General features: G+C 67.7%; 21 protein-coding genes. 10 read left to right on the forward strand and 11 right to left on the reverse strand.

Annotated features, from left to right (window positions below; translation table 11 throughout):
* Nucleotides 1-55 precede the first annotated feature (55 nt).
* Both AB4061_RS30395 and AB4061_RS30400 read left to right on the forward strand, forming a co-directional pair.
* A complete protein-coding gene (locus tag AB4061_RS30395) occupies nucleotides 56-1,174 on the forward strand; it encodes an NAD(P)H-dependent flavin oxidoreductase (RefSeq protein ID WP_441639922.1) in 1,119 nt (372 codons plus the stop codon).
* 120 nt (nucleotides 1,175-1,294) lie between these two features.
* The gene (locus AB4061_RS30400; RefSeq protein ID WP_441639923.1) at nucleotides 1,295-1,936 is read left to right on the forward strand and encodes a LysE family translocator; all 642 of its coding nucleotides are present in this window, start codon (nucleotides 1,295-1,297) and stop codon (nucleotides 1,934-1,936) included.
* A 27-nt stretch (nucleotides 1,937-1,963) separates the two neighbouring features.
* Here the strand turns inward: AB4061_RS30400 and AB4061_RS30405 are convergent, their stop codons facing one another.
* Both AB4061_RS30405 and AB4061_RS30410 read right to left on the reverse strand, forming a co-directional pair.
* Nucleotides 1,964-3,379, reverse strand: coding sequence for a heavy metal sensor histidine kinase (locus tag AB4061_RS30405; RefSeq protein ID WP_441639924.1), 1,416 nt, complete (start codon nucleotides 3,377-3,379; stop codon nucleotides 1,964-1,966).
* On the reverse strand, nucleotides 3,379-4,053 hold the full coding sequence (locus tag AB4061_RS30410; protein ID WP_150991420.1) for a heavy metal response regulator transcription factor: 675 nt from the start codon (nucleotides 4,051-4,053) through the stop codon (nucleotides 3,379-3,381). The genes AB4061_RS30405 and AB4061_RS30410 overlap by 1 nt, the downstream gene beginning before the upstream one ends.
* A gap of 217 nt (nucleotides 4,054-4,270) precedes the next feature.
* Here AB4061_RS30410 and AB4061_RS30415 point away from each other — a divergent pair, with 217 nt between their 5' ends.
* The 5 genes from AB4061_RS30415 (at nucleotide 4,271) to AB4061_RS30435 (ending at nucleotide 11,537) form a co-directional block, all read left to right on the forward strand.
* On the forward strand, nucleotides 4,271-7,516 hold the full coding sequence (locus AB4061_RS30415) for an efflux RND transporter permease subunit (RefSeq protein ID WP_441639925.1): 3,246 nt from the start codon (nucleotides 4,271-4,273) through the stop codon (nucleotides 7,514-7,516).
* A gap of 17 nt (nucleotides 7,517-7,533) precedes the next feature.
* Nucleotides 7,534-8,766, forward strand: a complete 1,233-nt coding sequence (locus tag AB4061_RS30420) for an efflux RND transporter periplasmic adaptor subunit (protein ID WP_441639926.1) — start codon at nucleotides 7,534-7,536, stop codon at nucleotides 8,764-8,766.
* 7 nt (nucleotides 8,767-8,773) lie between these two features.
* Nucleotides 8,774-10,252 (forward strand): efflux transporter outer membrane subunit, encoded by a 1,479-nt coding sequence (locus AB4061_RS30425; protein WP_441639927.1) that lies wholly within the window; start codon nucleotides 8,774-8,776, stop codon nucleotides 10,250-10,252.
* A gap of 185 nt (nucleotides 10,253-10,437) precedes the next feature.
* Complete coding sequence (locus AB4061_RS30430) at nucleotides 10,438-10,761, forward strand: DUF4148 domain-containing protein (protein WP_441639928.1); 324 nt, start codon at nucleotides 10,438-10,440, stop codon at nucleotides 10,759-10,761.
* 206 nt (nucleotides 10,762-10,967) lie between these two features.
* Nucleotides 10,968-11,537, forward strand: coding sequence for a hypothetical protein (locus AB4061_RS30435; RefSeq protein WP_441639944.1), 570 nt, complete (start codon nucleotides 10,968-10,970; stop codon nucleotides 11,535-11,537).
* Between the two features lie 34 nt (nucleotides 11,538-11,571).
* On the opposite strand, the gene AB4061_RS30440 is transcribed toward AB4061_RS30435, so the two are convergent.
* From AB4061_RS30440 to AB4061_RS30455, 4 genes are all read right to left on the reverse strand, one after another.
* Complete coding sequence (locus tag AB4061_RS30440; protein ID WP_441639929.1) at nucleotides 11,572-12,132, reverse strand: TetR/AcrR family transcriptional regulator; 561 nt, start codon at nucleotides 12,130-12,132, stop codon at nucleotides 11,572-11,574.
* Nucleotides 12,133-12,191: 59 nt separating this feature from the next.
* Nucleotides 12,192-12,671: a nuclear transport factor 2 family protein gene (locus AB4061_RS30445; protein WP_441639930.1), complete on the reverse strand. Its 480-nt coding sequence runs from the start codon at nucleotides 12,669-12,671 to the stop codon at nucleotides 12,192-12,194.
* A gap of 188 nt (nucleotides 12,672-12,859) precedes the next feature.
* The gene (locus AB4061_RS30450) at nucleotides 12,860-13,480 is read right to left on the reverse strand and encodes a flavin reductase family protein (RefSeq protein ID WP_441639931.1); all 621 of its coding nucleotides are present in this window, start codon (nucleotides 13,478-13,480) and stop codon (nucleotides 12,860-12,862) included.
* A gap of 152 nt (nucleotides 13,481-13,632) precedes the next feature.
* The gene (locus AB4061_RS30455) at nucleotides 13,633-14,316 is read right to left on the reverse strand and encodes a GntR family transcriptional regulator (protein ID WP_441639932.1); all 684 of its coding nucleotides are present in this window, start codon (nucleotides 14,314-14,316) and stop codon (nucleotides 13,633-13,635) included.
* A gap of 73 nt (nucleotides 14,317-14,389) precedes the next feature.
* On the opposite strand from AB4061_RS30455, the gene AB4061_RS30460 reads away from it, so the two are divergent.
* From AB4061_RS30460 to AB4061_RS30470, 3 genes are all read left to right on the forward strand, one after another.
* Nucleotides 14,390-15,154 (forward strand): enoyl-CoA hydratase/isomerase family protein, encoded by a 765-nt coding sequence (locus tag AB4061_RS30460; protein WP_441639933.1) that lies wholly within the window; start codon nucleotides 14,390-14,392, stop codon nucleotides 15,152-15,154.
* 82 nt (nucleotides 15,155-15,236) lie between these two features.
* The gene (locus tag AB4061_RS30465; RefSeq protein ID WP_441639934.1) at nucleotides 15,237-16,214 is read left to right on the forward strand and encodes a Bug family tripartite tricarboxylate transporter substrate binding protein; all 978 of its coding nucleotides are present in this window, start codon (nucleotides 15,237-15,239) and stop codon (nucleotides 16,212-16,214) included.
* A 62-nt stretch (nucleotides 16,215-16,276) separates the two neighbouring features.
* Entirely contained in the window at nucleotides 16,277-17,452 is a 1,176-nt protein-coding gene (locus AB4061_RS30470; protein WP_441639935.1) for a CaiB/BaiF CoA transferase family protein, read from the forward strand.
* Between the two features lie 22 nt (nucleotides 17,453-17,474).
* On the opposite strand, the gene tssJ is transcribed toward AB4061_RS30470, so the two are convergent.
* From tssJ to AB4061_RS30495, 5 genes are read right to left on the reverse strand one after another with little or no spacing between them, the layout of a single operon-like run.
* Nucleotides 17,475-18,044 carry a type VI secretion system lipoprotein TssJ gene (gene tssJ / locus AB4061_RS30475; protein ID WP_441639936.1) on the reverse strand — a complete coding sequence of 190 codons (570 nt, stop codon included), beginning with the start codon at nucleotides 18,042-18,044 and terminating at the stop codon, nucleotides 17,475-17,477.
* Nucleotides 18,044-19,846 (reverse strand): type VI secretion system baseplate subunit TssF, encoded by a 1,803-nt coding sequence (gene tssF / locus AB4061_RS30480; protein ID WP_441639937.1) that lies wholly within the window; start codon nucleotides 19,844-19,846, stop codon nucleotides 18,044-18,046. Before tssF ends, tssJ begins: the two co-directional genes overlap by 1 nt.
* Nucleotides 19,843-23,478, reverse strand: coding sequence for an ImcF-related family protein (locus AB4061_RS30485; protein WP_441639938.1), 3,636 nt, complete (start codon nucleotides 23,476-23,478; stop codon nucleotides 19,843-19,845). The genes tssF and AB4061_RS30485 overlap by 4 nt, the downstream gene beginning before the upstream one ends.
* A complete protein-coding gene (locus tag AB4061_RS30490) occupies nucleotides 23,459-24,823 on the reverse strand; it encodes a hypothetical protein (protein WP_441639939.1) in 1,365 nt (454 codons plus the stop codon). Before AB4061_RS30490 ends, AB4061_RS30485 begins: the two co-directional genes overlap by 20 nt.
* A 2-nt stretch (nucleotides 24,824-24,825) precedes the next feature.
* Nucleotides 24,826-25,086 (reverse strand): PAAR domain-containing protein, encoded by a 261-nt coding sequence (locus AB4061_RS30495; RefSeq protein ID WP_441639940.1) that lies wholly within the window; start codon nucleotides 25,084-25,086, stop codon nucleotides 24,826-24,828.
* Nucleotides 25,087-25,303 lie beyond the last annotated feature (217 nt).

The raw sequence follows: 25,303 nt of genomic DNA on the forward strand, positions 1-25,303 counted from the left end.
CACAGAACCCGCCCCACAGAATCCACTCATTAATGAAAAAACGAGGAGCCCGTCAATGACCAACCCCATCCACGCCGCGCAACCACGCACGCTGCTCTCCCGGCTCGGCCTTGCCACCCCGATCATCCAGGCACCCATGGCGGGCGTCAGCACGCCGGCGCTTGCCGCGGCAGTGTCGAATGCCGGTGGCCTGGGCTCGCTCGGCGTCGGCGCCATGGACGCCGAGGGCGCCCGCAAGACCATCCGCGAAACCCGTGCGCTGACGGACAAGCCCTTCAACATCAACCTGTTCTGCCACGCGCCCGCCGTCGCCAACCCGGCGCGCGAGGCGCAATGGCTGGCCTACCTGGCGCCGAGCTTCGCCGAATTCGGCGCCACGCCGCCCGCCAGCCTGCGCGAGATCTACACCAGCTTTGTGGCCGACGACGCCATGTTCGCGATGCTGCTGGAGGAGCGGCCCGCGGTAGTGAGCTTCCATTTCGGCTTGCCGGCGCAGGCCTGGATCGACGCGCTGCACGCCGCCGGCATCTTCCTGATGGCCACGGCCACCAGCCTGGACGAAGCGCGGCAGATCGCCGCTGCCGGCGTCGATGCCATCGTTGCCCAGGGCGTGGAAGCCGGCGGCCACCGCGGCACGTTCAAGCCCGAAGGGCATGACGAAGGCCTTGGCACCCTGGCGCTGGTACGGCTGCTGGCCCGCCATACCGCCCTGCCCGTGATCGCCGCCGGCGGCATCATGGACGGCGCCGGCATTGCGGCGGCCCTGGCGCTGGGCGCGCAGGCCGCGCAGCTCGGCACCGCCTTCGTGGCCTGCCCGGAGACCGTGGCCGACGCGCCCTACCGCGCCGCCCTGCTGGCGGACCAGCCCGCCAGCACCACGCTGACCCGCGCCATTTCCGGCCGGGCCGCGCGCGGCTTCGTCAACCGGCTGACGGAGCTGGGCGAGGCGGCGGACCGCCCGGCGATCCCCGATTACCCGATCACCTACGACGCCGGCAAGGCCCTGCATGCGGCGGCCAAGGCGCGCGGCAATGCGGACTACGCCGCGCAATGGGCCGGGCAAGCCGCGCCGCTGGCGCGCGCCCTGCCGGCGGCGCAACTCGTGGCGACACTGCGCGAGGAGCTGGCGCAGACGATTGCGGCGCTGAGCATGGCGGGATTCGGCGCTCACTGAGCGGGGGAACGGGGCCTGCCGAAGCCGGCGGCGCGTGCGTCTTGCTGCTACCATCTCGCCACGCGCTTCGGCCTCATGCTGGCCCGCAGCGGATCCCCGCCTTCCTGACGAGACAAACCCATGGACGCACTCACATCGACATTGGCCATCGGCGGCGCGCTGGCGCTCGGCGCTGTCAGCCCCGGCCCGAGCTTCGTCATGGTGGCACGCGCCGCCATTGCCAGCTCCCGCGCCGACGCGCTCTACATGGCGCTGGGCATGGGGCTGGGCGGCGTGGTGTTTGCCGCGGCCGCGCTGCTCGGGCTCAAGCTGTTGCTGGCGGCGGTGCCCTGGCTGTACATGGCGATGAAGGTGGGCGGCGGCATCTACCTGGTGTATCTGGGCGCGCGCATCTGGCGCGGCGCCAGCGCGCCCCTGGCAATGGCGGCCGGCGCAGCTGCAGGCGGTGGAGCGCCCGCCACGGGGCGCAGCCATGCCTTGCTGAGCGGCTTCGCCACGCAGCTGAGCAACCCCAAGACGGCGGTGGTCTACGCCAGCGTGTTTGCCGCGCTGTTGCCCGCCCAGGTGCCGGCTTCGCTGCTGCTGGCGCTGCCGCTGATGGTCTTTGCCATCGAGACGGGCTGGTACGCCATCGTGGCGATCGCGCTCTCTAGCGCCAGGCCGCGTGCGTTCTACCTGCGCTTCAAGCTGTGGCTGGATCGCGCGGCCGGCGGGGTGATGGCGCTGCTCGGCATCCGGCTGCTCACGTCGCTGCGCCAGTAACAGCGACAGCTACAGCGGCAGCGGCACCTAAGACACCGAATCCGCCATGCTCGGCGGAAACAGCAGCCTGAAGACCGTGGTTCCCCCGACTTCGGACTCCACCTCAACGTGCCCATGGTGCAAGTCCATGATGGACTTCACGATGGCCAGCCCGATGCCCGCTGACTCTCCCGAGTTGGCGCGGGCAGGATCGCCGCGAAAGAAGCGGTCGAACAGCTTGGGCAGGTGTTCCGGCGCGATGCCGGCCCCGGGGTTGCGCACTTCGATACGGCTGCCTGCGGGGCCCGTGCGCGCCGCCATCACCACCGTCTGCCCGGCGGGTGTGTAGCGGATGGCATTGGCCACCAGGTTGCTGACCGCGCGCCGCAGCAGCAGCGGATCGGCCAGCAAGGCGCCCCCGCCATCCACCGCGATCGCCACGCCGCTCGCCTCCGCCAGCCCCTCGAAATAGTCGGACAGCGCGCCCAGTTCGCGTGCCAGGTCCAGGCGCACCGGGTTGACCGCCACGCGCGCGTTCTCGGCCCGCGCGAGGAACAGCATGTTCTCGATCATGCGGGCGAGGCGTTCGTATTCCTCGATATTGGACGCCAGCAGCGCCTGGTATTCGTCGGCGCTGCGCTCGCTCGACAGCGCGACCTGGCTCTGCCCGAGCAGGTTGCCGATGGGCGTGCGGAAGTCGTGCGCCAGGTCCGCGGAAAACTGTGACAGGCGTTCGAACCCATCCCGCAACCGGTCCATCATCTGTTGCAGGGCCGCAGCCAGTTCCGCCAGTTCGGGCGGCAGCCGCGCCGGGTCGAGCGGCAACGCGAGCCGCCGCACCGTGACCGACGATGCCCCGGCGGCGATGCGCCGCAGCGGCGCCATGCCGGCGCGCAGCACCAGGTAGCCAAGCCCGGCCACGGCCAGCGTGCCCAGCAGCCCCGTCAACAGCAGTTTCGCGCGGTATGCGCGCAGCAACGTGGTGCGGGAGATGGCGGTCTGGTAGAGCGTGAAGGCCAGCGTCTGCGTGGCGGCGCCAGTGCCAGGCCCGACGGGGACCAGCGCCTGCACGCCGTGCACCGGGTAACCCTGCCGCGTGGTCCAGGCACGGATTGCTTCGGGCCCGAGCGGCGCAGCGGGCGCCACCGGCTGCAAGGCGGGCGGCCCTTCGCCGGCATTGGCCGCGAGCAGCACGGCGCCGCTGGCGGCGCGCACCACCAGCGCAAACTCGTCGTTGCCGGACACCACGCCCGCCACTTCGCGCCAGTCGCTGTCGGGCCGGGCACCCTGCTCCATCAGCTCGGCCCGCGCGCGCGCCACCTTGCGCAGCAGTTCCGCGTCGTCGCGCTCTATCACCTGCATGGCCAGCGCGCGGTAGAGGTAAGCGCCCGCGCCGCCGAACACGATCGCGGCCACCAGGCCAAAGGCTAGCGCCAGGCGGGCAGTGAGCGAGAGCCTGCGCATCAGGGTTCCCGGCGCTCCAGCACATAGCCCATGCCACGCACGGTGTGGATCAGCTTGGGCTGGAAATCGTCGTCCATCTTGGCGCGCAGGCGGCGCACCGCCACGTCCACCACATTGGTATCGCTATCGAAGTTCATGTCCCAGACGTGGGAGGCGATCTGGGTGCGGCTCAGTACCTCGGTGTGACGCCGCGCCAGGAAATGCAGCAGGGAGAACTCGCGCGGCGTCAGCTCGATGCGCCGGCCGGCGCGCGTCACGCGGTGTCGGATCAGGTCGATCTCCAGGTCTTCGATCTCGATGCGGTCGGCCTCGCGCACCGGGCCGCGCCGCAGCAAGGTGCGCACCCGCGCCAGCAGCTCGACAAAGGCGAAGGGCTTGGCCAGATAGTCGTCGCCGCCCAGCTCCAGCCCGCGCACGCGGTCCTCCACTTCATCGCGCGCGGTCAGGAACAGCACCGGCGTGTCCTTGTGCTCGCGCAGTTGCTTGAGCACGTCCCAGCCGTTCATGCCGGGCAGCATCACGTCAAGGATAACCAGGTCGTACACCACTTCCAGCGCCTGGTGCAGGCCATCGGCGCCAGTCACCGCCAGGTCGACCACGAAGGACGATTCGGTCAGCCCCTTGCGCAGGTACTCGCCAGTCTTGGGCTCGTCCTCCACCACCAGAATTCTCATGTCCATCCTCGCCTGGCCAGTACCGGCAGGGCGCGCTTCGGTCGCCTTGCATGCTCGGATGATAGCCGCTGGCGCGGTGCTCCTGAATGACAAATCTGTAATCGATTCGACAGCGTTACCGGCCCCCCCGGCTTCCTAGAATGCGGCCATCACTCACCGCGGACACCGCAAGAAAGCGGCCGTCGCTGCCCCCAACCCTCATCCCGGAGTGCACACCATGTGGATTGTCAGGCTCGCGCTGAGCCGCCCCTACACCTTTGTGGTGCTGGCGTTGTGCTTGCTGCTTGCCGCCCCGCTGGTGCTGCTGCGCACGCCTACCGACATCTTTCCGGCCATCGACATCCCGGTGGTCAGCGTGGTGTGGACCTACAACGGCCTGTCCGCCGAGGATATGGCGCGCCGCATCGTCACTGGCTACGAGCGCTCGCTGACCAACAGCGTGGACGATATCGAGCATATCGAGTCGCAGTCGCTCGCCGGCGTGGCGGTGATCAAGATCTTCTTCCACCCCGGCGCCGACATCAACCGCGCGATTGCCGAGACCTCGTCGGGCGCGCAATCGATGCTGCGCAACATGCCGCCGGGCACCACGCCGCCGCTGATCCTGAGCTACAGCGCCTCCACCGTGCCGATCCTGCGGCTGGCGCTGGCCAGCGACCAACTGCCCGAGCAGCAGCTCTACGACCTGGGCAACAACTTCATCCGCACGCAGCTGGCTACCGTGCAGGGCGCGTCGGTGCCGCTGCCTTACGGCGGCAAGGTACGCCAGGTAATGGTGGATCTCGATACGCGCGCGCTGCAGGCGCGCGGCCTGGCGCCACTGGACGTGGTCAACGCCATCAATGCGCAAAACCTGGTGCTGCCCGGAGGCACGGCCAAGATCGGCGCGCTGGAATACCGTGTCGACCTGAACGGCAGCACGGCCACCGTGGCCGGACTCAACAACCTGCCGGTCAAGAGCGGCCCCGGCGGCACGGTCTATGTGCGCGACGTGGCCCAGGTGCGCGACGGCTACGCGCCGCAGACCAACGTGGTGCGCCGCGACGGCAAGCGCGCCGCGCTGCTGGAGATCGAGAAAAGCGGCAACACCTCCACGCTGTCCATCATCGCCCAGGTCAAGGCCATGCTGCCGCGCATCATGGCCGGGCTGCCGTCTTCGCTGCGGGTGCAGCCAGTATCGGACCAGTCGGTCTTTGTTACCTCCGCCATCCACGGCGTGCTGCATGAAGCGCTGATCGCCGCCTGCCTGACCGCCGCGATGATCTTGCTGTTCCTGGGCAGCTGGCGCGCCACGCTGATCATCGCGATCTCGATCCCGCTCTCGGTGCTGGCCGCGCTGATGGCGCTCAGCGCGCTCGGCGAGACGCTCAATGTCATGACGCTGGGCGGGCTGGCGCTGGCGGTGGGCGTGCTGGTGGACGACGCTACCGTGGCCATCGAGAACATCACCCACCACCGCGAGCTGGGCAAGCCGCTGGAGCATGCGATCCTGGAAGGCTCGGCACAGATCGCCGTGCCCACGCTGGTATCCACGCTGTCGATCTGCATCGTGTTCCTGCCGATGTTCCTGCTCAGCGGCGTGGCGCGTTACCTGTTCGTGCCGATGGCCGAGGCCGTGGTGTTCGCCATGGCGGCGTCCTACTTCTTCTCGCGCACGCTGATTCCCACGCTCGCGCATTACCTGCTGCGTGGCGAACGCAATGACGAACACGACAACGCGGCGCAGGCGCGCGACCCAGGCCGCTTGCGTCGCGCCTGCGCGCGGCTGCAGGCGCGCTTTGAACGCGGGTTCGAAGGCGTCCGCACGCGCTACGCCGCTACCCTCGCCGCGGCACTGCGCCACCCCAGGCGGCTGGCCGCGGCCTTCCTGGCCTGCTGCGCCGCCTCGATGGCGCTGGTGCCCTTCCTGGGGCAGGACTTCTTTCCGAGCGTGGACAGCGGCGAGATCCGCCTGCACATGCGCGCACGCACGGGTACCCGCATCGAGGAAACGGCGCGCATCGCCGATGCGGTGGAGAACCGCATCCGCGCGGCCATCGGCCCGGACCAGGTGGCCGGCATCATCGACAACATCGGCCTGCCAGTCAGCGGCATCAACCTGACCTATGACTCCGCGCTGCCGATCGGCACCGCCGACGCCGAGATCCTGGTGTCGCTGAAGCCGGGCCATGGCGCCACGGCGGGCTATGTCGACGAGCTGGGCGCCCTGCTGCCCAAGGCATTCCCGGGCGTGAGCTTCTCCTTCCTGCCGGCCGACATCGTCAGCCAGATCCTGAATTTCGGGCTGCCGGCGCCGCTCGATATCCAGGTGGTGGGCAATCAGCTGGCAGCCAATCGCGCGGTGGCACAAAAACTGGTTGGCCAGTTGCGCGCGGTGCCGGGGCTGGCCGATGTGCATATCCAGCAACCGGACGACCAGCCCGCGCTGACGGTGAATGTGGACCGCACCCGCGCGCTGCAGGCCGGGCTGTCACAACGCGAGGTGGCGCAGAACCTGCTGATCTCACTCTCCGGCAGCGGCCAGACCTCACCCAACTTCTGGCTCAATCCGCGCAACGGCGTGAGCTATCCGCTGATGGTGTCGGTGCCGCAGTCCGCCATGGGCTCGCTGCAGTCGCTGTCCAACATTCCGATGGGACTTGGCGCCGCCACGCCAGACTCCGGCAGCGGCGGCGACCTGCTCGGCTCGCTCGGCAACGTGGTGCGGTCCAGTCAGCAAGGCGTGGTGTCGCACTACAACGTGCAGCCGGTGATCGACATCTTCGGCTCGGTGCGCGGGCGCGATCTTGGCGCGGTGGCGGGTGACATCGGCCGCATCGTCGATGCCGCGCGCAAGACGCTGCCACCCGGCTCCGAGCTGGTGGTGCGTGGACAGGTACAGACCATGCACGCCTCTTTCGCCGGGCTGCTTGGCGGCCTGGCGATTGCGGTGGTGCTGGTGTACCTGCTGATGGTGGTGAATTTCCAGTCCTGGCTTGACCCGCTGGCCATCATCGGCGGCCTGCCGGGCGCACTGGCGGGCATGGCGTGGATGCTGTTTGTCACGCGTACCACCATCAGCGTGCCGGCACTGACCGGCGCCATCATGTGCATCGGCATCGCCACCGCCAACAGCATCCTCGTGGTCAGCCTGGCGCGCGAACTGCGCGCGGCGGGCGTGGCGCCCCTCGAGGCGGCGCTGCAAGCCGGCATCGGGCGCTTCCGTCCGGTGGTCATGACCGCGCTGGCCATGCTGATCGGCATGATCCCGATGGCGCTCGGCGCGGGCGATGCCGGCGCGCAGAACGCCCCGCTCGGCCGCGCCGTGATCGGCGGGCTAGCCTGCGGCACCGTCGCCACGCTGGTGCTGGTGCCCACCCTGTTCGCGCTGCTGCACCGGTGGCTTGCCGCTCGTGCGCCAGCCCCCATCCCTGTCCCTGATTTGCATCCCGCTCTCGGTCTCGACCAGAAAGGCCCGGCATGACTCTCCCTGCTCCTCCCATGTCCCCATCCGGCGACGTCACCGCCGCCCCAGGCATGGCACCCGCGCGCACGCGCCGCCTGCGAACCAGCTTGCTGGTACTGGCCGTGCTTGGCGGCGCGCTGGCCGCCGGCATCCTCCCCAGGCTGCATGCCCATGCCACGCTGGCCACGCGCACCGCCGAAGCCCTGGCCACCACCGTCTCGACGGTGCGGCCTGCCAGCGCGCCGGCGCTGCAGGAACTGACCTTGCCGGGCGACGTGCGCGCCTTCCAGGACGCACCGGTCTATGCACGCGTCAACGGCTACCTGCGCCGCTGGTACGCCGACATCGGCACCCCGGTCAAGCAAGGCCAGTTGCTGGCAGAGATCGACGCGCCCGAGGTCAGCGACCAGCTGCGGCAAGCACACGCCGACGAAGCCATCGCCGCGGCCAACTACGCGCTGGCCAAAAGCACCGCCGAGCGCTGGCAAGACCTGCTCAAATCCCGCTCGGTGGCGCAGCAGGACACCGACCAGAAGGTGGCCGACATGCAGGCCAAGGCCGCCACGCTGGCCTCCGCCCGCTCCAACACGGCACGGCTGGCGCAACTCGCCTCGTACACGCAGATCCGCGCGCCCTTCGACGGCGTGGTGACCGCGCGCAACGTGGACACCGGCGCGCTGATCGATGCCGGCAGCGCCGGCGGACCCGGCCGGGAGTTGTTCCATCTCTCCGCCGGCACGCGGCTGCGTGTGTATGTGCAGGTGCCGCAGGATGCAAGCGGCATGGTTGGCCCGCAGATGCAGGCATGGCTGACGCTGCCGCAGTTCCCCGGCCAGCGCTTTGCCGCTGCCGTGGCGCGCAATGCCGGCGCCATCGACAACGTCACGCGCAGCCTGCGCGTGGAGCTGGACGTGGACAATGCGGGGGGACGGATCCTGCCGGGCGCCTATGCCGAGGTCCACCTGAGCGCGCCGCAAGCAAGGGCCGGCCTGACCCTGCCGGCCAACACGTTGATGTTCCGCCCGCAAGGCACCTGCGTGGCCGTGGTGGGCACGAACGGCAAGCTGGCGATCCGGCAGGTGACGCTGGGCCGAGACTTTGGCTCGCATGTGGAGATCACGGAGGGCTTGCAGGGCGGCGAACAGGTGGTGGTCAACCCCGGCGACGGCCTGCTGGCGGGCGATCGGGTCCGGGTGGCGGCGGATGCGGTGGATGCACCGGCCACGCCGGCCACCCAGCCGGCAACCACGGCCAGCCAGGCTAAGTAGGCCCGCCATGCAGACTCCCAAGCGTTCTCGTCAAACCCGCGTGCCTGCCGCCCGGCCACGCCGCCTGGCGGCGTCGCTCGCCGCGTTGGCGCTGGCAGCGCTGCTGGCAGGCTGCGCCACCGCGCCGGCCTATCAGCCACCCACGGTCGACACGCCCGCCGCATACAAGGAAGCCGGCGCCAGCGCCGCGCATCCGGGCGGCCCGGCGGGCATCGCGCCGGACTGGTGGCGCGTGTATGGCGACGCGCCGCTCAACGCGCTAGAAGCCCGCATCGACGTTTCCAGCCAGACGCTGCGCAAGGCCGTGGCCCTGCTGGAAGACGCCCGTGCCCAGGCCCGGGCCGCGCATGCGGCTTACTTTCCCACCGTCAGCGCCGGGCTGGGCACCAGCAGCAGCCATACCTCGGCCAATGTGGTTGGCCGCTCGCTGGCCGGCAAGACCGAGCCCGACCACCTGCTAGGGCTCACCGCCTCCTGGGAACCCGACCTGTGGGGACGCATCGGCAATGGCGTGGATGCAGCCGAGGCGCGCGCCCAGGCCAGTGCGGACGACGTGGCGGCGGTGCGCCTCGGCCTGCAGGCCGAGCTGGCCGCCGACTACTTCGGCCTGCGTTCGGCCGACCGGGAGATCGACCTGCTCAGGCGCACCGTCGACGCCTACGGCACGGTCCTGCAACTGGCCGACAACCGCTACCGTGGCGGCATCGCCACCGAAGGCGACGTGGCGCAAGCCAAGGCGCAGCTCGAGGGCACCAAGGCGCAGCTAGCCGACCTGCGCCTGAACCGCGCGCAGCTGGAGCATGCCATCGCCACGCTCCTGGGCGAGCCCGTAGCGCCCTTCTCGCTGCCGCCACTGGCCGATACTGCCGTGCTGCCCACCCTGCCGGCCATGCCCGCCGCCCTGCCTTCGCAACTCCTGGAGCGCCGCCCCGACATTGCCGCCGCCGAACGCCGCGTGGCAGCCGCCAATGCACAGATCGGCGTGGCCCGCGCCGCGTTTTTCCCGAGCCTGCTGCTCGCCGTCGGCGGCGGCCTGGAGAGCACCAGCCTGGCCAGCTGGCTGACCGCGCCGAGCCGCTTCTGGGCAATCGGCCCGGCACTGGCCGCCACGCTGTTCGACGGCGGCCGCCGCCAGGCGATGGCCGACAGCGCGCGCGCGCAGTTCGATGCCAGTGCCGCCGACTATCGCGCAAGCGTGCTGCGCGGCTTCCAGGAGGTAGAAGACAACTTTGCCGCGCTGCATGCGCTGCAGGAAGAGGCCAGCAGCCAGCAAGCCGCCACCGAGGCGTCCGAGCGCGCTCTGGCGCTGGGGCTGGACCGCTACCGCAAGGGCGCGGTGGCCTACCTGGATGTCAGCGTGCTGGAGAGCACCGCGCTTGCCAGCGAACGGGCCGCCGAACAGGTGCACCGACGCCAGTTGATCGCGAGCGTGATGCTGGTCAAGGCGCTGGGCGGCGGCTGGCAACGGACTGCCGTGACGCCATAGCGGCGTAGCGGCGTAGCGGCGTAGCGACATCGGCAGCATCAGCGGTGCATGACGGGATTGTAATGAGATGGTAAGGCCGAGGTCACCGCGCAAAACCAATACTGGTGACAGCCTTTCATCATCTCGATGAAAGCGCGGTGGCCCCAGCGACACCGGGCCCTTCCAACTGAAAGAGGTAACGCACCATGAAAGCAATCGTTCGCACAGTCTTGCTGTCCTGCGCCCTGGCAGTGCCGGCTCTGTCCTTCGCGCAAAGCGAGCCGGCGCCACTCACCCGTGCCGAAGTCCGCGCCGACCTGATCCGGCTGGAGCAAGCCGGCTACCAGCCGGGCCGCGGCGACGACGCGACGTATCCCCAGGACATTCAAGCGGCCGAAGCCAAGGTGGCAGCGCAAGCTGCCGCGGCAGCCAAGGGGGACGCGGCAAGCATGCCACCACAGGCGCAGGCTCAGGCCAGCATGCAACCTCGGATCGATGCCGTGCGCAGCGCCTTCTACTACGGCGCATGACGCGTCAACGCCGCTGCACGCTACGCGTTCCGGCCGCGAATCGCGCGCCCGGAACGCGGTATGGACCGTGCGAAACACAAACGGCGGTGGCGTCAAAGCTTGCTCAACACACTGGGGCAAAACGCGGAAGTGCATAGCCTCGCGGCGGCAGGCCTTAGAATCTCTCTCATGTTCGTTTCGAGATCTCGAATCTCGCCAAAACCATGATGAAGAAGCGCCCCCTCCTCGCCGCCCTCCTATTGGCGTCGATCGCCGCCCACGCACAACCGCCCGGCAAGGACGCGGCCCCCCTCGGCCTTGAGCTTGGCAAGACCAAGTGCGCGCGGATGACCCCCGGCCCGAATCGCGTCAAGACTGGCACCGCGCCGTGGGCCGGCGGGGACACGGTGGAGCTCAAGCACCTTGACCGTTTCAATCTGCCGGGCCTGACCCGCGCGATCGTGAACTGCGACGCGGGCGACACGGTGGCGCTCGTCACACTGACGTTCGACCGGTCCGCGCTGGATGACGTGAGCAAGAAGCTCGATGCCCGCTACGAGTCCAAGCGCAAGACCGAGCCCAGTGCCGAGAACGGCTACGCCGAGTGGGAGGCAGCCAACGGCAGCCTCGAGATGCTCTACGCGCGCGACAGCAAGCAGTTCACCCTGGCGTATTGGGCCAAGGGCGCCAAGGCCAAGTACTTCGCCTACAGTGGCACGAGCGACAAGAAGCCGGCCGCGCCTGCGCAGCCAACGCATCCTGTGCAGCCACCCCAGACACAACCCGCGCCGCTGTAACTGCCGCCCGAAAATGGGCTTTGCGCCCCCGCCTTCAACGCACTTGCTGCAAGCGGCGCAGCAACCGCCGTCCGGCATCGATCACGCCCGGATCGGCTGTCATCTGGTACCGCACGATCATGCCTTCCACGCAAAGCATCGCCTCTTCAGCAATGGCATCGGGCTCCGGCAGGCCAAGGCGCCTGACCAGCGAACCGATATAGGCCGCCAGTTCCGCCTTGTGCGCCACGGATTGCGCCACCTGAGTGCCCTCGCCAGAGGCGCCCGCCTCGGCCACCGCATTGATAAACGCGCAACCGCGAAAATCCTTGTCGGAGAACCAGCCGGCCAGCGCCTGCGCGATGACCTCCAGGCCGGGGCTGGCGGCAAAGCGCGCTTCCACGTCCTGCTCGAACCAGCGCATCCAGCTCTCGTGGCGCTGGTCGAGGAAGGCCGCGATCAACTCGTTCTTTGAGGCGAAATGCCGGTACAGGGACATCTTGGCCACGCCTGACTCGGCGATGATCTTGTCGATGCCGGTCGCGCGCAGCCCGTCCTGGTAGAACAGGCGGGCGGCGGTATCCAGGATGCGCTCGCGGGCAGAAGGCGTGGCCATGGCTGAAGTGTTCCTTGCTGCGAAAAATGGGGCGATTATCCCTGATCGGGCCATGCGGCTTATAAGCTGAGATCGCTCAGGCTGGCGTGGTCGTCCGGCCGGCGCCCCAAAGGCCAGAAGAATTTGCGCTCGGACTCCTTGATCGGCGCATCGTTGATGCAGGCAAAGCGCCGCTGCATCAAGCCGGCTTCGTTGAACTCCCAGTTCTCGTTGCCGTAGGAGCGATACCAGTTGCCCGAATCGTCATGCCACTCGTACGCGAACCGTACCGCGATGCGGTTGCCGTCGAACGCCCACAGTTCCTTGATCAGGCGGTAGTCCAGCTCCTTCTGCCACTTTCGCGCCAGGAAGCCGACGATGGCCTCGCGCCCGTTCACGAACTCCGCACGGTTGCGCCACGCGCTGTCGACGGTGTAGGCGAGCGCCACACGCTCGGGGTCGCGGCTGTTCCAGCCGTCTTCGGCGCCGCGTACTTTCTGGATGGCGGTTTCACGGGTGAACGGGGGCACGGGCGGACGGATTTCGGGGTTGGACGACATCGACTTCTCCTGGCTGCGACAGCAATGAATTAAAAAAAGCGGCCTGTAGCGCATTCTGCGAACTCAAAATGATACAGACTTGTCTACATTATTTTAGTAGACAGGTCTGTCTGTCAAGCCGAATCTGCAGGCGTGAAAAAGCCGGCAATCAGCCGGCCTGGAATCCACCATCAGCGCCGAGGAAGCGCTCAGCGCGGGCGCCGCATGTGGAACAGCGCCTCGGGCCCGATCTCGAAGTAGTCGGCCGGCCCGCCGCCGCGCAGGATCGGCCGGGCCGCGGCAGTGTCATAGATGCCGTCCTTCAACAGCGCCTTGTCCACGTGCACGCCGACCACCTCGCCCAGCACCAGCCAGGTCGGCACCTGATGGCCATCGACGCCCTCGAGCTGGATCAGCTGGGTGAGCTTGCATTCGAACGAGACCGGGCTTTGCGCCACCCGCGGCACCGCGACCATGCGCGACGCCACCGGCGTGAGCCCCGCCAGTTCGAACTCGTCGACCTCCGGCGGCACGGCCGCGCAGCTCGCGTTCATGGCGTCGGCCAGCGGCCGCGTGGCCAGGTTCCAGCAGAACTCGCGGGTCTGCTCGATATTGCGCACGCTGTCCTTGTAGCCAATGCTGGAAAAACCCACGATGGGCGGCGTGTAGTTGAAGGCGTTGAAGAAGCTATACGGCGCGAGATTGACAATCCCATCACCACCGCGCGACGAAATCCAGCCGATCGGGCGCGGCCCGACGATGGCGTTGAAGGGATCATGCGGCAGGCCATGCCCGTTGGCGGGCTCGTAGAAATAGGGTTCGGCGGACACGAAGCGGGAGACTCGGGAAAACAGCGTTGAAAAGCGGAGGCAGCGCTGCCGCCCCGTTGACCAGTTGTTGGCCGGGTGCCCGTGGGCGCCGGACCAGCTGTCTGCGATGCTACCAGTTGCCGCGCCAGCGCGTTCGGCGCGGCGCGGTTGGCTCAGCGCCCTCCCGCGGCGGCGGCCGGCTCGTCATAAGCGTCCTGCGCCAGCAGCACCAGATCGGCGACGGCCTTGCCACCCGCCGAAAGATGCGCGCGCATCGCGGCAGCCGCCGCGTCCGCGTCGCCCGCCAGTACCGCCGCCACGATCACGCCGTGCTCCTGGAAGGAACTCGGCACGCGAGCGGGGTTGATGAGTCCGCGATGGCGCCAGTAGATCGCCAGCCGCCGCCGCAGCATGCGGATCTGCTCTGCCAGATAAGGGTTGGCTGTAGCCTGATAGAGCACGTCGTGGAAATCACGGTTGGCATCCACATAGCCCGGCGTATCGGCCGCCTCCACAAAGGCCCGGCCATGCTCGAACGCCGACGACAGCGCCGCCCTGCCCGCCTCGCTGATGCGCTGCGTTGCCAGCCGGGCCACCACGCCCTCCATCTCAGCCAGCGTCTCGAACATCGCCACCAGTTCGGCCACGGTTGGCTTGTGCACGAAGATCCCCGCGCGCGGCACGATCGTCACCAGGCCTTGCGCCGCCAGCATCAGCAATGCCTCCCGCACCGGCGTGCGCGAACTGTCGAATTGCTCGGCCAGCGCACGCTCGTCCAGCTGAGATCCGGGCTTCAGCTTGCCGGCGTGAATCTCTTCCTCAATCGCCTCCCGGATCCGGTCCTGGAGCGATTGCACGGGTAAACCTCGATTTGATGCTTCCTTTGGCATATCTAAAATCAACCTCAATATATCTAAACATCAATCTTATATGCAAAAACACGGCGAACCTCGGCTCAGTATCGATGGAAGCGTTGCAACCATCACCTTTGAACGTCCCGAAGTGGCGAATCGGCTAAGTCCGCATGATTTGCTGGTACTTCGCGAGCATATCAACTCCATCAATGCGATGGAGACTGTTTTGGTTCTGCGCTTCACCGGTACCGGCAAGTATTTCTGCAGCGGCTACGACATCGGCGCGCTGGCCAGCGCCGACGAGGCGGGGGCGCCGGCCTTCGGCGAGATGATCGACCTGATCGAAGCCGCTCGCCCCGTCACCATCGCGGCGGTCAACGGCGGCGTCTATGGCGGCGCCACGGATCTGTGCCTGGCCTGCGACTTCCGCGTGGGCGTGCCCCACTGCGACATGTTCATGCCGGCCGCCAGGCTCGGCCTGCATTTCTACCGGGGCGGGCTGGAGCGCTATGTCAGCCGGCTGGGCGTGGACACGGCCAAGCGCCTCTTCCTGACGGCTGACCGGCTCGATGCGGATGCAATGCTCAAGGTGGGCTTCCTGACCGAGATCGTCACGGCCGACGCCCTGGCGCAGCGCGTCGATGCGCTCAGCGCCACGCTCGCCGGCATGGCGCCCATTGCCCTGCTGGGCATGAAGCAGGCCCTGAACCAGATCGCGCGCGGCGCGCTGGACACGGCCGCGCTGGAACGCGAGATCGCGCGGGCCGGGGCGTCGGCGGATTTGTGCGAGGGCGCAGCCGCCTGGCGCGAGAAACGCGCCGCGGTATTCACCGGCAGGTAGGCACGCCGCGGAAAGCAGAAAGCAGAACGCAGAAGACAGAACACGGAACACGGAACGCAAAAAACAAAACCCGGAGACAACGATGACCAAGCGGCACCCAACCCTGCTGTTCCTGCTAGTGTCCACATCCGCCCTGGCCGGCCCCGCGCTGGCGGTGGACGCTTTCCCAATCAAGCCGATCCGCGTGGTGATCGGCTTCCCCGCTGGCGGCGGCGCCGACAACGTGGCGCGGCTGTATGGCGATGCGCTCTCCAAGGAACTCGGGCAGCCGGTCATCATCGACAACAAGCCTGGCGCGGGCACCACCATTGCCGCCGAGATCGTGGCCAAGGCCCCGGCCGATGGCTACACGCTGTATATCGCCTCGGCCAGCCTGATGGGCGGCGACAAGGTGCTCTACAAGAACATCCGCTACGAGCCCACGGACTTTGCGCCCATCACGCGGCTGACCGTCTCGCCGCTGCTGCTGGCGGCCAACAAGGAATCCGGCATCACCAGCGTGGCCAACCTGCTGGCGAAAGCCCGCCAGCACCCCGGCGCGCTCAATTACTCGTCCTCCGGCAACGGCGTGATCACGCACCTGGCCGGCGTGCAGTTCACCAAGCTGGCCGACGTCCAGCTTACCCACGTGCCCTACAAGGGCGGCGCGCCGTCCGCGCAAGCGGTGGCCGCCGGCGATGCGCAGTTCACCTTTGCCACGCCGGCTTCCGTGCAGGCCATGATCGATACCGGCAAGGTGGTCGGCATTGCCGTCACCTCCGCCAAACGCTCTTCCGTGCTGCCGAACTATCCGACCATCGCCGAAGCCGGCATCAAAGGCTACGACGTGACCAACTGGTACGGCCTGTTTGCCCCGGCGCAAACACCGCCCGCCGTGATCGAGAAACTCTTCGCCGCTTCCGCCAAGGCACTGGCCAAACCGGAATTGCGGGCCAGGCTGGCCAGCCGCGGCGAAGAAGTCTCGCCGTCCGCATCGCCCGCGGAGTTCCGGCAGTTCGCGCAGCGAGAAGGAAAGACCGTGGCAGATCTGACTTTGAGCAGCGGCGCCAGGATCGACTGAGCCGCACGCCCTTCCCGCACTCGTTCGATATACCCGGGGCCTCCCGGCCCAAAAGGATTTCCATGAATCGCAATGCCGCAAACCTCCCGCTCGCGGGCTTTACCGTGGTGGACCTGACCCGTGTGCTGGCCGGTCCCTACTGCACCATGATGCTGGCCGACCTCGGCGCGCGCGTGATCAAGATCGAGAACCCCGCAGGCGGTGACGACTCCCGGCATGTAGGCCCGTTCGTGGATGGCGAGTCGGCATACTTCGCCTCGGTCAACCGCAACAAGGAATCCATCGCGCTCGACCTGAAATCCCCACGCGACCGTGAAGTGCTGGAGGCGATGATCGCCGGCGCCGATGTGCTGGTGGAGAACTTCCGCGCCGGCGTCATGGAAAAGCTCGGCTTTACGTGGGAAACCTTGCACGCCGCCAACCCTCGTCTGGTCTATGCCTCGATCTCGGGCTTCGGCCAGACCGGCCCCTACCGCGACCGGCCCGCCTACGACATGGTGGTGCAGGCAATGGGCGGCCTGATGAGTGTGACCGGCCAGGCCGGCGGCGACCCGGTGCGGGTCGGCGTGTCCATCGGCGACCTTGGCGCGGGACTGTATGCCGCCATTGGCATTCAGTCCGCGCTGCTCAAGCGCAGCCGCACAGGGCTTGGCGAACGCGTCGATATCGGCATGCTCGATTGCCAGGTCGCGCTGCTGGAAAACGCCATCGCGCGCCACTCCGCCACCGGTGCCGTGCCCGCGCCGCTGGGCACGCGCCATCCCTCCATCACGCCGTTCGACATGTTCAAGACCGCTGACGGCTTCATCGTCATTGCGGCGGGCAACGACACCCTGTTCCAGAAACTCTGCGCCGCGCTCGGCCTGCCGGAGCTGGCTGCCGACCCGCGCTTTGCCACCGTGGTGGCGCGCAACCAGCACCACGCCGAACTCAAGACTTGCATGGAAGCGCGCCTGGCCAATGCGGACAGCGCCACCTGGTCGGCCACGCTGGAAGGCGCGGGCGTGCCGCACGGCCCGCTGCAAAGCGTGGCCGACATCGTGCAGGACCCGCACGTGCAAGCGCGCGGCATGCTGCTGCAAGCCAGCATCGGCGAGGACCGCCCGATCACCCTGGCCGGCAACCCGATCAAGATCGGCAGCCAGGCAGGTGCGAGCGGCTTCCGGCGCTCGCCCAGACTGGACGAGCATCGCGCAAGCCTGCTGGAGGAGTTTGGCCAGCACGTCGAGGTAGGCTGAAACGAGATCAGCTTCGAAGCGTTCAATGCCTTGGCTCCAGCTCGAGCCGGTTGTCTGCGACGGCGAGCGTCACCGGATCGCCCTTCTTCCATCGCGCCTTCGGAATCACCAGTTGCCATTCGGCGCTCGACTGCTCACGGAAAAACGCGACGACACCGACGTATTGCGCATCATCAGCCATCGGCTCGGACAGCCTGACCGTTGCGGCGGAGCCAAGCGTCACTTCCGTGAGGCCGAAGATATCCGTTTTCAGCGGGTCGCCAGCACCTGCGAGCAGTTGCGCGTAGGTGGCCGTTTCAAACGCCTTGGAGTCCTTCAACTGGTAAATACGCAGCACGACCGGCAACGACACGCCGTGCTCATCCTGATTCAGCGCGCTGCGGCTCACGATCACGAGGTTCATCTGCTTGACCTTCGCGACGAAAACTGCGCTCGTCGCCGCCACGGTCGTGTCCTTGACCGACTGCCAGGCACCGCAGCCGGCTAGCAGCATGACCATCCCTGCCAGCCCCAGCGAGACCGCAGATCGCCGCGCCCTTCGCAATGTCAGGTGCGTCACGTACGTCACGTACGTCGCGTGTTTCACTTCCATCAGAACTCCGATCCTGTGAATTCGGTGGCGGGATACGCGGTCTCCTTGCCGTTCGCGACCAGCACGAGCCGCACTGAATAGCGATGGCTGGCGTACCGCCCGACGAAGTGACTCAGCACGTCCCCAAACAGCACCACATCGCCAGGTCCGGCGAAGCCCGCCGGATCCATCTCCACGTGAATGGCGAACTCCCGCAGCATGCCCCCTTTGCGCAGGACGCCCCGCTGGTCGAGCCTGACTCGCCGGATCGCCGCGATGCGCTTCGCGTTGTCGTCCCGCCCGGTCCAGTCGTACAGGGCAAGCACGCCGCGCAGCACATCCGTGTCCAGCGTGTTGAACTCGTGACCGGAGAAATGCGACATGACCTGCCACTGGTATTGCCTGCGTCTCGGCGGATAGAGCGGCAGCGTGGGCTGCGTCAGGTTGCGAACGCTGCCGACGTCCCCCGCGCCCGATGCGAGCGTGGTGATCGTCGACTCGCGCAGCGCCGTGCGCGGCAACGTGCCGTTGTTCGCCAGCACGCGCACTTTCACGTGCGTATCGGGCGGGCTACCGGGGGCGTCCCCAAGTTTGTCCCATACGTGGCCGCCCAGCGTGATCCACATCTGGCGGCCACCGGTCACGCCAAAGCCCAACGACGCATGGAAGTACCGCTCGGGCGCCTCGTGCCGCAGCATGCCGCCACGGTGCTGGAATGCCTTGAAGGGCCGGTAAGCGTGCTGCTCCGCACTGTTCAGGTCGGTAGCCGCGACCGACAGCGCATCGTAGGGTTCGATGTGCGCGCCGTCGGCGTCCTGCGCGCGCACTAGGTAGTCGCGATCGTGCTCGTTGGGCTGCAGCGGCTGCGCATCGATCTCGAACAGGTTGATCACCGGTGTGCAGAAGAGCCGGAGGTTGCTGGTGCCAAACGCGACGTCGCCGGCGAGCGGCCCGTTGAGCAGGACCTCGAATTCGATACGCGTTTCGCCCGCAGGCACGCTCGCCGCATCGAACCCGCACAGGTCCACAAAATGGAATTTCTCGGGGAACGTGAAGTACTCGAGCATCGTCTGCTCGCGATCCAGCTCCCCGTTGCGCCGCTCGTGGTCGGTCGGCCAGAGCCGCGTCTCAGGACCGAAGCCCGCCACCTCGAACCTCATGCGCGGCAGTGGCTGCGGGCGCCCATCATGGATCCGCGCCATGCGCACTGCAATCGCCTCGACCTGGCGCGTGAACGCCGCATATAACGCCGAGGCAGTCGGCCGGTCGCCATGCAGGTACAAGCGGATGCGCGCCAGGTCATCGAGCGGGCGCTGGTCGAAATGCAGCAGGTCGAACGCGATGCGGATCACCGTGCGGCCGTCGGCGCGCACCGCAGGACCTGCCTCCACCAGTGCGAGCGGCAGCAGAGGCACGGGCTGGGTGGTGCGGTACGTGCATATGGTGCCCTCGGGGCCGACCGGGCCGGAGCGCACCTGAGTGCCCGCGGGCAGCTTACCGAGCACGCGTGCCTCGCCCGCGCGCGGCACGCATTCGAGGATCGCCAGCGACGGAATCGTGCGCCCGGCGTGCGGCCACAGGTTGTCGATCAACGGGTCGGTGATCTCCGGCAACGCGTCATCGAGCTTCGCGCGCATCCGCGCCATCAGGAACGCAAAGCCCTGGTAGAGCTGTTCCACGCTGTCCTCGCGCTCACCCAGGCTCGTCAGGCCCAGCCGGCGCGCCGCATCAGGCTGCGCCGCGGCGAACTCCCTGCTCGCCTCGCTCAGATAGCGCATCTCCGCGTCGTAATATCTCAGCAGCGGATTGTCTTCGTCACTCATGGTGTCATCTCCGGTCGCAATGGAGGCAGAACCGGCGCCGTCCCGGCCTTGCCGACGATAAAGACGCGCTCGGGCATCCTGAAGTCGCGCAGCTTGAGCAGATCCAGCGGACCCGCGCCCAACTGCGTGCGCAGCACGTAGCGCAGCGGCTCGCCATCCGCATCTTTTTCCATATCCTTCCACGTGAGTGCATAGCGCGTGCTGTCGAGCGGCTTGACATCGGCCTTCGCCAGCAGACGCAGGAAGGCCCAGTCGCCGGTCGACTCGAACGCCTGGCGCGTGCCGGCGTTGACCGTCTGCCACGTCAAGCCCGCGTGGCCGTGCAGGCCATTGCCGGGCCACGCGAGCGGCGTATACGCCTCGCGCTGATTGAAGTAGACGATCTGCTTGCCGTCAACGGACAGCGCCGAACGCGTGACGTTCGGGGTCGGCAATGCCATGATCTCGAAGCGGTATCCCGCATCACCCTGCACGTACATCTGGGCACCAAGCGTGGACAGCTGCCGGATCGCGGCGAGGAACGCGGGATCGAACTGCAACGCCTGCGGCGCCAGTTCATTTGGAACCCACTGGTCGCCTTGCGGCTTGAGCACGCCGGCCAGTTGTGTCGTGATGAAGCGGGCGATCAGTCCCGTGTCGGGGCGCGCGTAGCGCCCCAGTTCGGCGAACGACGCATCGGCGTTCGTATCGAAGAACGGATAGCGGCCACTGAAGGTGGTCGCAAACGGTGCAGCGACGCTCACGCGCCACGCTTCGTTCAGGCTCGCGGCGGCCGGCTGCAGGATCGTCAGCCAGGCAGTGTCGAGCGGACGTGCAAACAGCGCGTCGCCAAAGCCCGACCACTGCGTGCCCAGGCTAGCGGCGGTGAGCGCTGCGTCATCCTTTGCCTGCGCGAGCTCCGAGAGCTTCCCCTGGAACACGGCCTGCGCGAGCGAGCGGGCCATCGCCTGCGCATCGGGACTCGCCGCCACCTGCTGGAGCTTCAGGCGCATCGTGGTGGCGACCGTCAGGTAGCGCGCTAGGCTCACCCCGTTCAGCGTCGTGGTGGCACTGGCGGCATTCCCGCCGTGACCTGCGCCGCTGCCAGCGGCAGTGCTAGTGTTGGTGCTGCCGCCACTGTCGCCCATCAGCGCGAGCAGCGGGCCAAACGGCTTGTCCAGAGGATGGATGGCGGGGGCCTGGGCCTTGTCATCGCTACCGATCAGGCTTTGCGCCTTGCGCACCAGTGCGTCGGTCAGCGCCTGCGGCGGGCGGCCTGCCTGTGCCTGATACTGCATGGACCGCATCAGCGCGATCAGCGGTGACGTCTGCACGTCCGTCAGCCGGGTGAGCTGGTCGATCGCATCGTTCAGGTTCGCCGCCGGCTGCCACTGGACGCTGTTGAGCATGCCCTGCCATGCGGCCGTGTATTCCGCGAAATAGCGCGCGGTCAGCCGCGCCTTGAGATCGTCGGTGGCGCGTTGTTCCTGGCGTGCGCTCGTCGTCGTCCCGGCCCCCTGCACGACGGCCGCGTCCACCGACTGTGCCGGCCCCCCATTCGACAGCACCCAGTCGCCCTGCACGCGCCGTTCGCGAGCGGCCTTGTCGATCGACTCGGCGATCATGCCGTCCCACGCCGCGCGCGTGAAGACGCCCGGCACCGTCCGCGCGGTGGTGAAGAGCCCGCGCGCGTCTGCGCCATCGAGCAGCGTCGCGAGCGATCCATCGGCGTACTTGCCCCTCGCGTCATCCAGCACGTTCTGGTAGACCGTGTCGTCGGCGTTCGCGAGGCCGATTTGGTTGACCAGTGTGTTGCGCGCCTCGGCCACGAGGGTGTCGGACGCGTTGATGCGCCATTCCGGGTGCGCCTTCAGGTGGGTTGCGTAGAAGCTGGCGAGCCGCTGCGACGTGTCCAGCCACTCGCCGGCCGGCATCACCGCCGGTGCGGGCCACGCGGAGACGATCAGCCCCGTCAGGAATGCGGGATCGGTGCGGCGCGGTTCCGCCAGCATCAGGTACCCTTTGAGCGCGTCATAGCCGCGCCGCTGCGCGTCGTGACTCTGCAACGCATCGGCGCGCGTCTGCGCGAGATCGGTGAGCGCGGCCCGGAGGGTCTGCACGACCGGGCGCTGCAGGTTGCGCTCGGCGACCGTCCTATATGACTGCCACAGGTCATCGAGAATCGCGTCATTGCGGTTCAGGCCCGCGCGCAGATGCCACGGTGCGCCATGCCGCTGCCGGTACTCCAGCATCTCGATGCGCTGCTGCAACGCGAGCTGCGCGCGCAGGGCGGCCGGGCTGCCGGGCGCGGCCGCGACGGTTGCGTCGGCTGCCTCGGCGCTCGCCCGCGCCTGCCGGATGCCTTGCAGGTTGCCGGCAAACGAGATTGTCATCGCCACGCACCAGCCGATCGCTGCCACGGTGACAAGCGCGGCGAGCGCGTTCGGCCAGTAAAAGCCGATGCGCCTGCCGCGATGCCGGCGCAGGCTGCGGCCGATCTCCTGCCACGTGGGCAGTAGCGAGGCCGGCTGTTCGCGCAGCGCCATGCTGGGGACGCCAGGCCGGGCCGCTTCAGCCAACGCGGCTAAAGCGGCCGATACGGCCATGGCTGGCGTCAGCACAGGCACCGCACCCGGCTGGCTCGCGGCAAACACCGGCGCGAACATCACGCCTTGCAGTGGCGCGCGAAGCCACTTCGAGGCCATCAACGCATCCCAACTGGTCACGATCCTCTCTCGCTGCCCACCGATGTACTGCGATACCTGCGCGAGGTACGGCATGCGCGTCGACTCGTAGCACAGCTCCACGGCAATCGTCCCCGTGTGCAATTCGAGCGTCGTAAGCTGGTCGTTCAGTGCATTGGCAGGCCCCTGTGTCCCACGGCGGATTGAACCCGACAGGAAGGCGCCGATGGCCTGGAACGTCTCGGGTTGGCGGCCGGTCGTCGGCACCGGATGCAGAAACGTCACGGGCGCAGCCCAGCCGAGCTCGGTTGCGATGGTCAAGAGCATGCGGGGAAGCTCGGCGTCGGGCCGGATGGCCTCACCCGTGCGCACTACCTGCACCACGCCGTCGACCGGACGCCTGCGTCGCAACTGCCTGACCTGTTTGCGCCACAGCCCCGCATCCATGCCGTCAGGCGCCGCATGCACGAGGATGGCATCGGCGATATGCATCACGCCCGCCTGCTTGAGGCCGGGCGCCACGGTATCGACCAGCGCATCGTTGCCGCTCACCAGCAGCCACGGCAGCCGGTAGCGCCAGAACCAGCCGTGCGAGGCACGCAGGTCTTCGCACAGGTACTGCAGACGCGCATCACGTTTGAGCGCCGAGGTGGCCTTGACGGCCTCCGGCTGGCTGCCGGTCTCCCGGCGAAAAAGCCGGCCTGCCGCGCTGTACGCGCCAAGCCCCAGTGCAACGGGATGCAGGATCAAGATCCCAGCCAGTACAGCGAGAATCCAGATCGAGGCTGTTTTTTTGGCGTCCAGCGTCGGCACATTGAACTGATCGCCCTTGAGCCAGACCAGGCCGAGCGCCAGTGCGGTCAACGCGACGGCGGCCACCACCAGCCCCCAGGTGGCGAGGGAACCGGGCGCGCCAGAGGATTCGTCCTGCGATGCGAGTGCCTTGAGGTTATTCGTTGGATTCGTCATATGGCGAAGTGGGGTCCGTTGCTTCCGTTCTGGGGGCCGTTGCGCGGCTCACGTAAAGGATGGCGGCCTGCGCGGTTTGCGCGTGCTCGGGGGTGTGAACGATCAGGTGCGGGCCGGCAGTTGCTGACTCGACGGCGGCGGCAATCGACAGCCAGCCGCCTGCCGCGCCCGCGTGACCGATGAGGCTATCGGGCCGGCGCTGCGTTTCCAGCTTGGTGACGCCACTCAGCGAAGCGCTGCCGAGTGCAGACAGCAGAGCCGTATCGTGCGAGGCGTCCAGCCCGCTGATCCAGGCGGGATTGACGGCAGGGGCTTCGGCGTTGCCCCACATCACGGCGTTCGCCAGCACATCAGCGAGCGCATCCAGCTCGCCTGCCACGGGCCGGTGCAGGGTCGCCATGACCTTGACCGGCTCAGGTAGCAGAAACACACCGGGACCGAGCAGTACAGCGACGCCACCTTCGGTACTGCCAGCGGGCGGCGCATCGTGCCACTGCGCGGCAATCACCAGCAGCGGCCGCTTCTCGCCAGCGTCGAGCCACGCGTCGGCCACGAGCAGGCCGTTGCCGGCCGGCACCGCGATGCACTCAAGCGCAGGCAATCCTGCAATCCGCAGGGCGTGGCGGACCTGTTGCACACGAGTATCGGCGCACTCGGCAGTAGCGAGCACCCGCACGGCGGGCGCATAAGCCGCGCCATACTGCGACAATGCATGCAGGCTTTGGCCGAGCGTGTCGAGGGTCTGGGCAAGCATCCGCACGACGGGCGGAATTTGCTCACGCGTGGGCGCAGGCGCAACGCTCGGCTGCTGTCCGGCAGCGTCCGCCATGTCCTCATCCGCCGATGGCGCTGGTTCCTCTTCGTCCGCTTGCGCAAACAGCGGATCGTCATCTGCAAACCGGCTATGCACGATCGTTCCGGCACCCGTGCGCGGCGACTGCGCCTCCATCGAGATCTTCGTCCCGGCAAGGGCAGCCGAAAGCGGCTCGCCCTTGAGCGGCAGGCAATACCCGATACCGAGTACCTGCAATGGCTGCTGCGCATGGCGCACGCGGTGACTCAGCCATTGACGCCGGTGCATGTTCCGGTAATGCGCCCGGAGCCAGATCGCTTCGTATCCGGCACGCGCAATGCCAAGCGTGAAAAGGAACAAGCCGTTGGGCAGGCCCACCACGCTGAACCAGAACCACGCACCGCGCGCTGGCGTGCCCGCCGGCCACAGCAACAGCGCTACCGCGCCGCCAATCCCGCAGCAAAGCACCCAGCCGATGAGCCACGGCACCAGGCGCGGCTTGTTCGCGGGGTAGGCACTCGGCAAGCCCACCGCTGCCAGATCGACCGCCATCGTCAAGCGATATTCACGTTCTGCAGCGACGAAAGCAGCCGGCAGCCGCACGCGCAGCGGTGATGATGCATCGCGACCGGCCTGCCGCCCTTGCCGGGAAACGAGACGTTGCCCTCGGCAATCGTCGTCCTCCCATGCCGCGCACAGAGTGCCTCGTCACCCTGGCACGCCAGAAGCCGGCCCATGAACAGCATTTCCGACGAGGCGGTCGTTACGGAACCGCCGTTTTCCAGTCTATCGCCTTTGCGAATGGGAGATCGCATGTTTCACTCCGCCAAAAATATGACACATACACGTGCTTCACAAAACAACCACAGCAATCTGAAAATTATAACTGGACAGTGCCAAGTTCTTCTACGCTGCCCGCTGCATGGGTGGCCAATCGTGGAGGGGACCGTCTTGGCGCCTATATTTGTCGAGGATTTTCGTGAGGCCTGGTACCGAACTGCAAGTCGCGAAAAATGTTGGCAGGCCTGAGCG

This window comes from Cupriavidus sp. YAF13 (genome assembly GCF_052113425.1).
In the GTDB taxonomy this organism is placed as follows: Bacteria; Pseudomonadota; Gammaproteobacteria; order Burkholderiales; family Burkholderiaceae; genus Cupriavidus.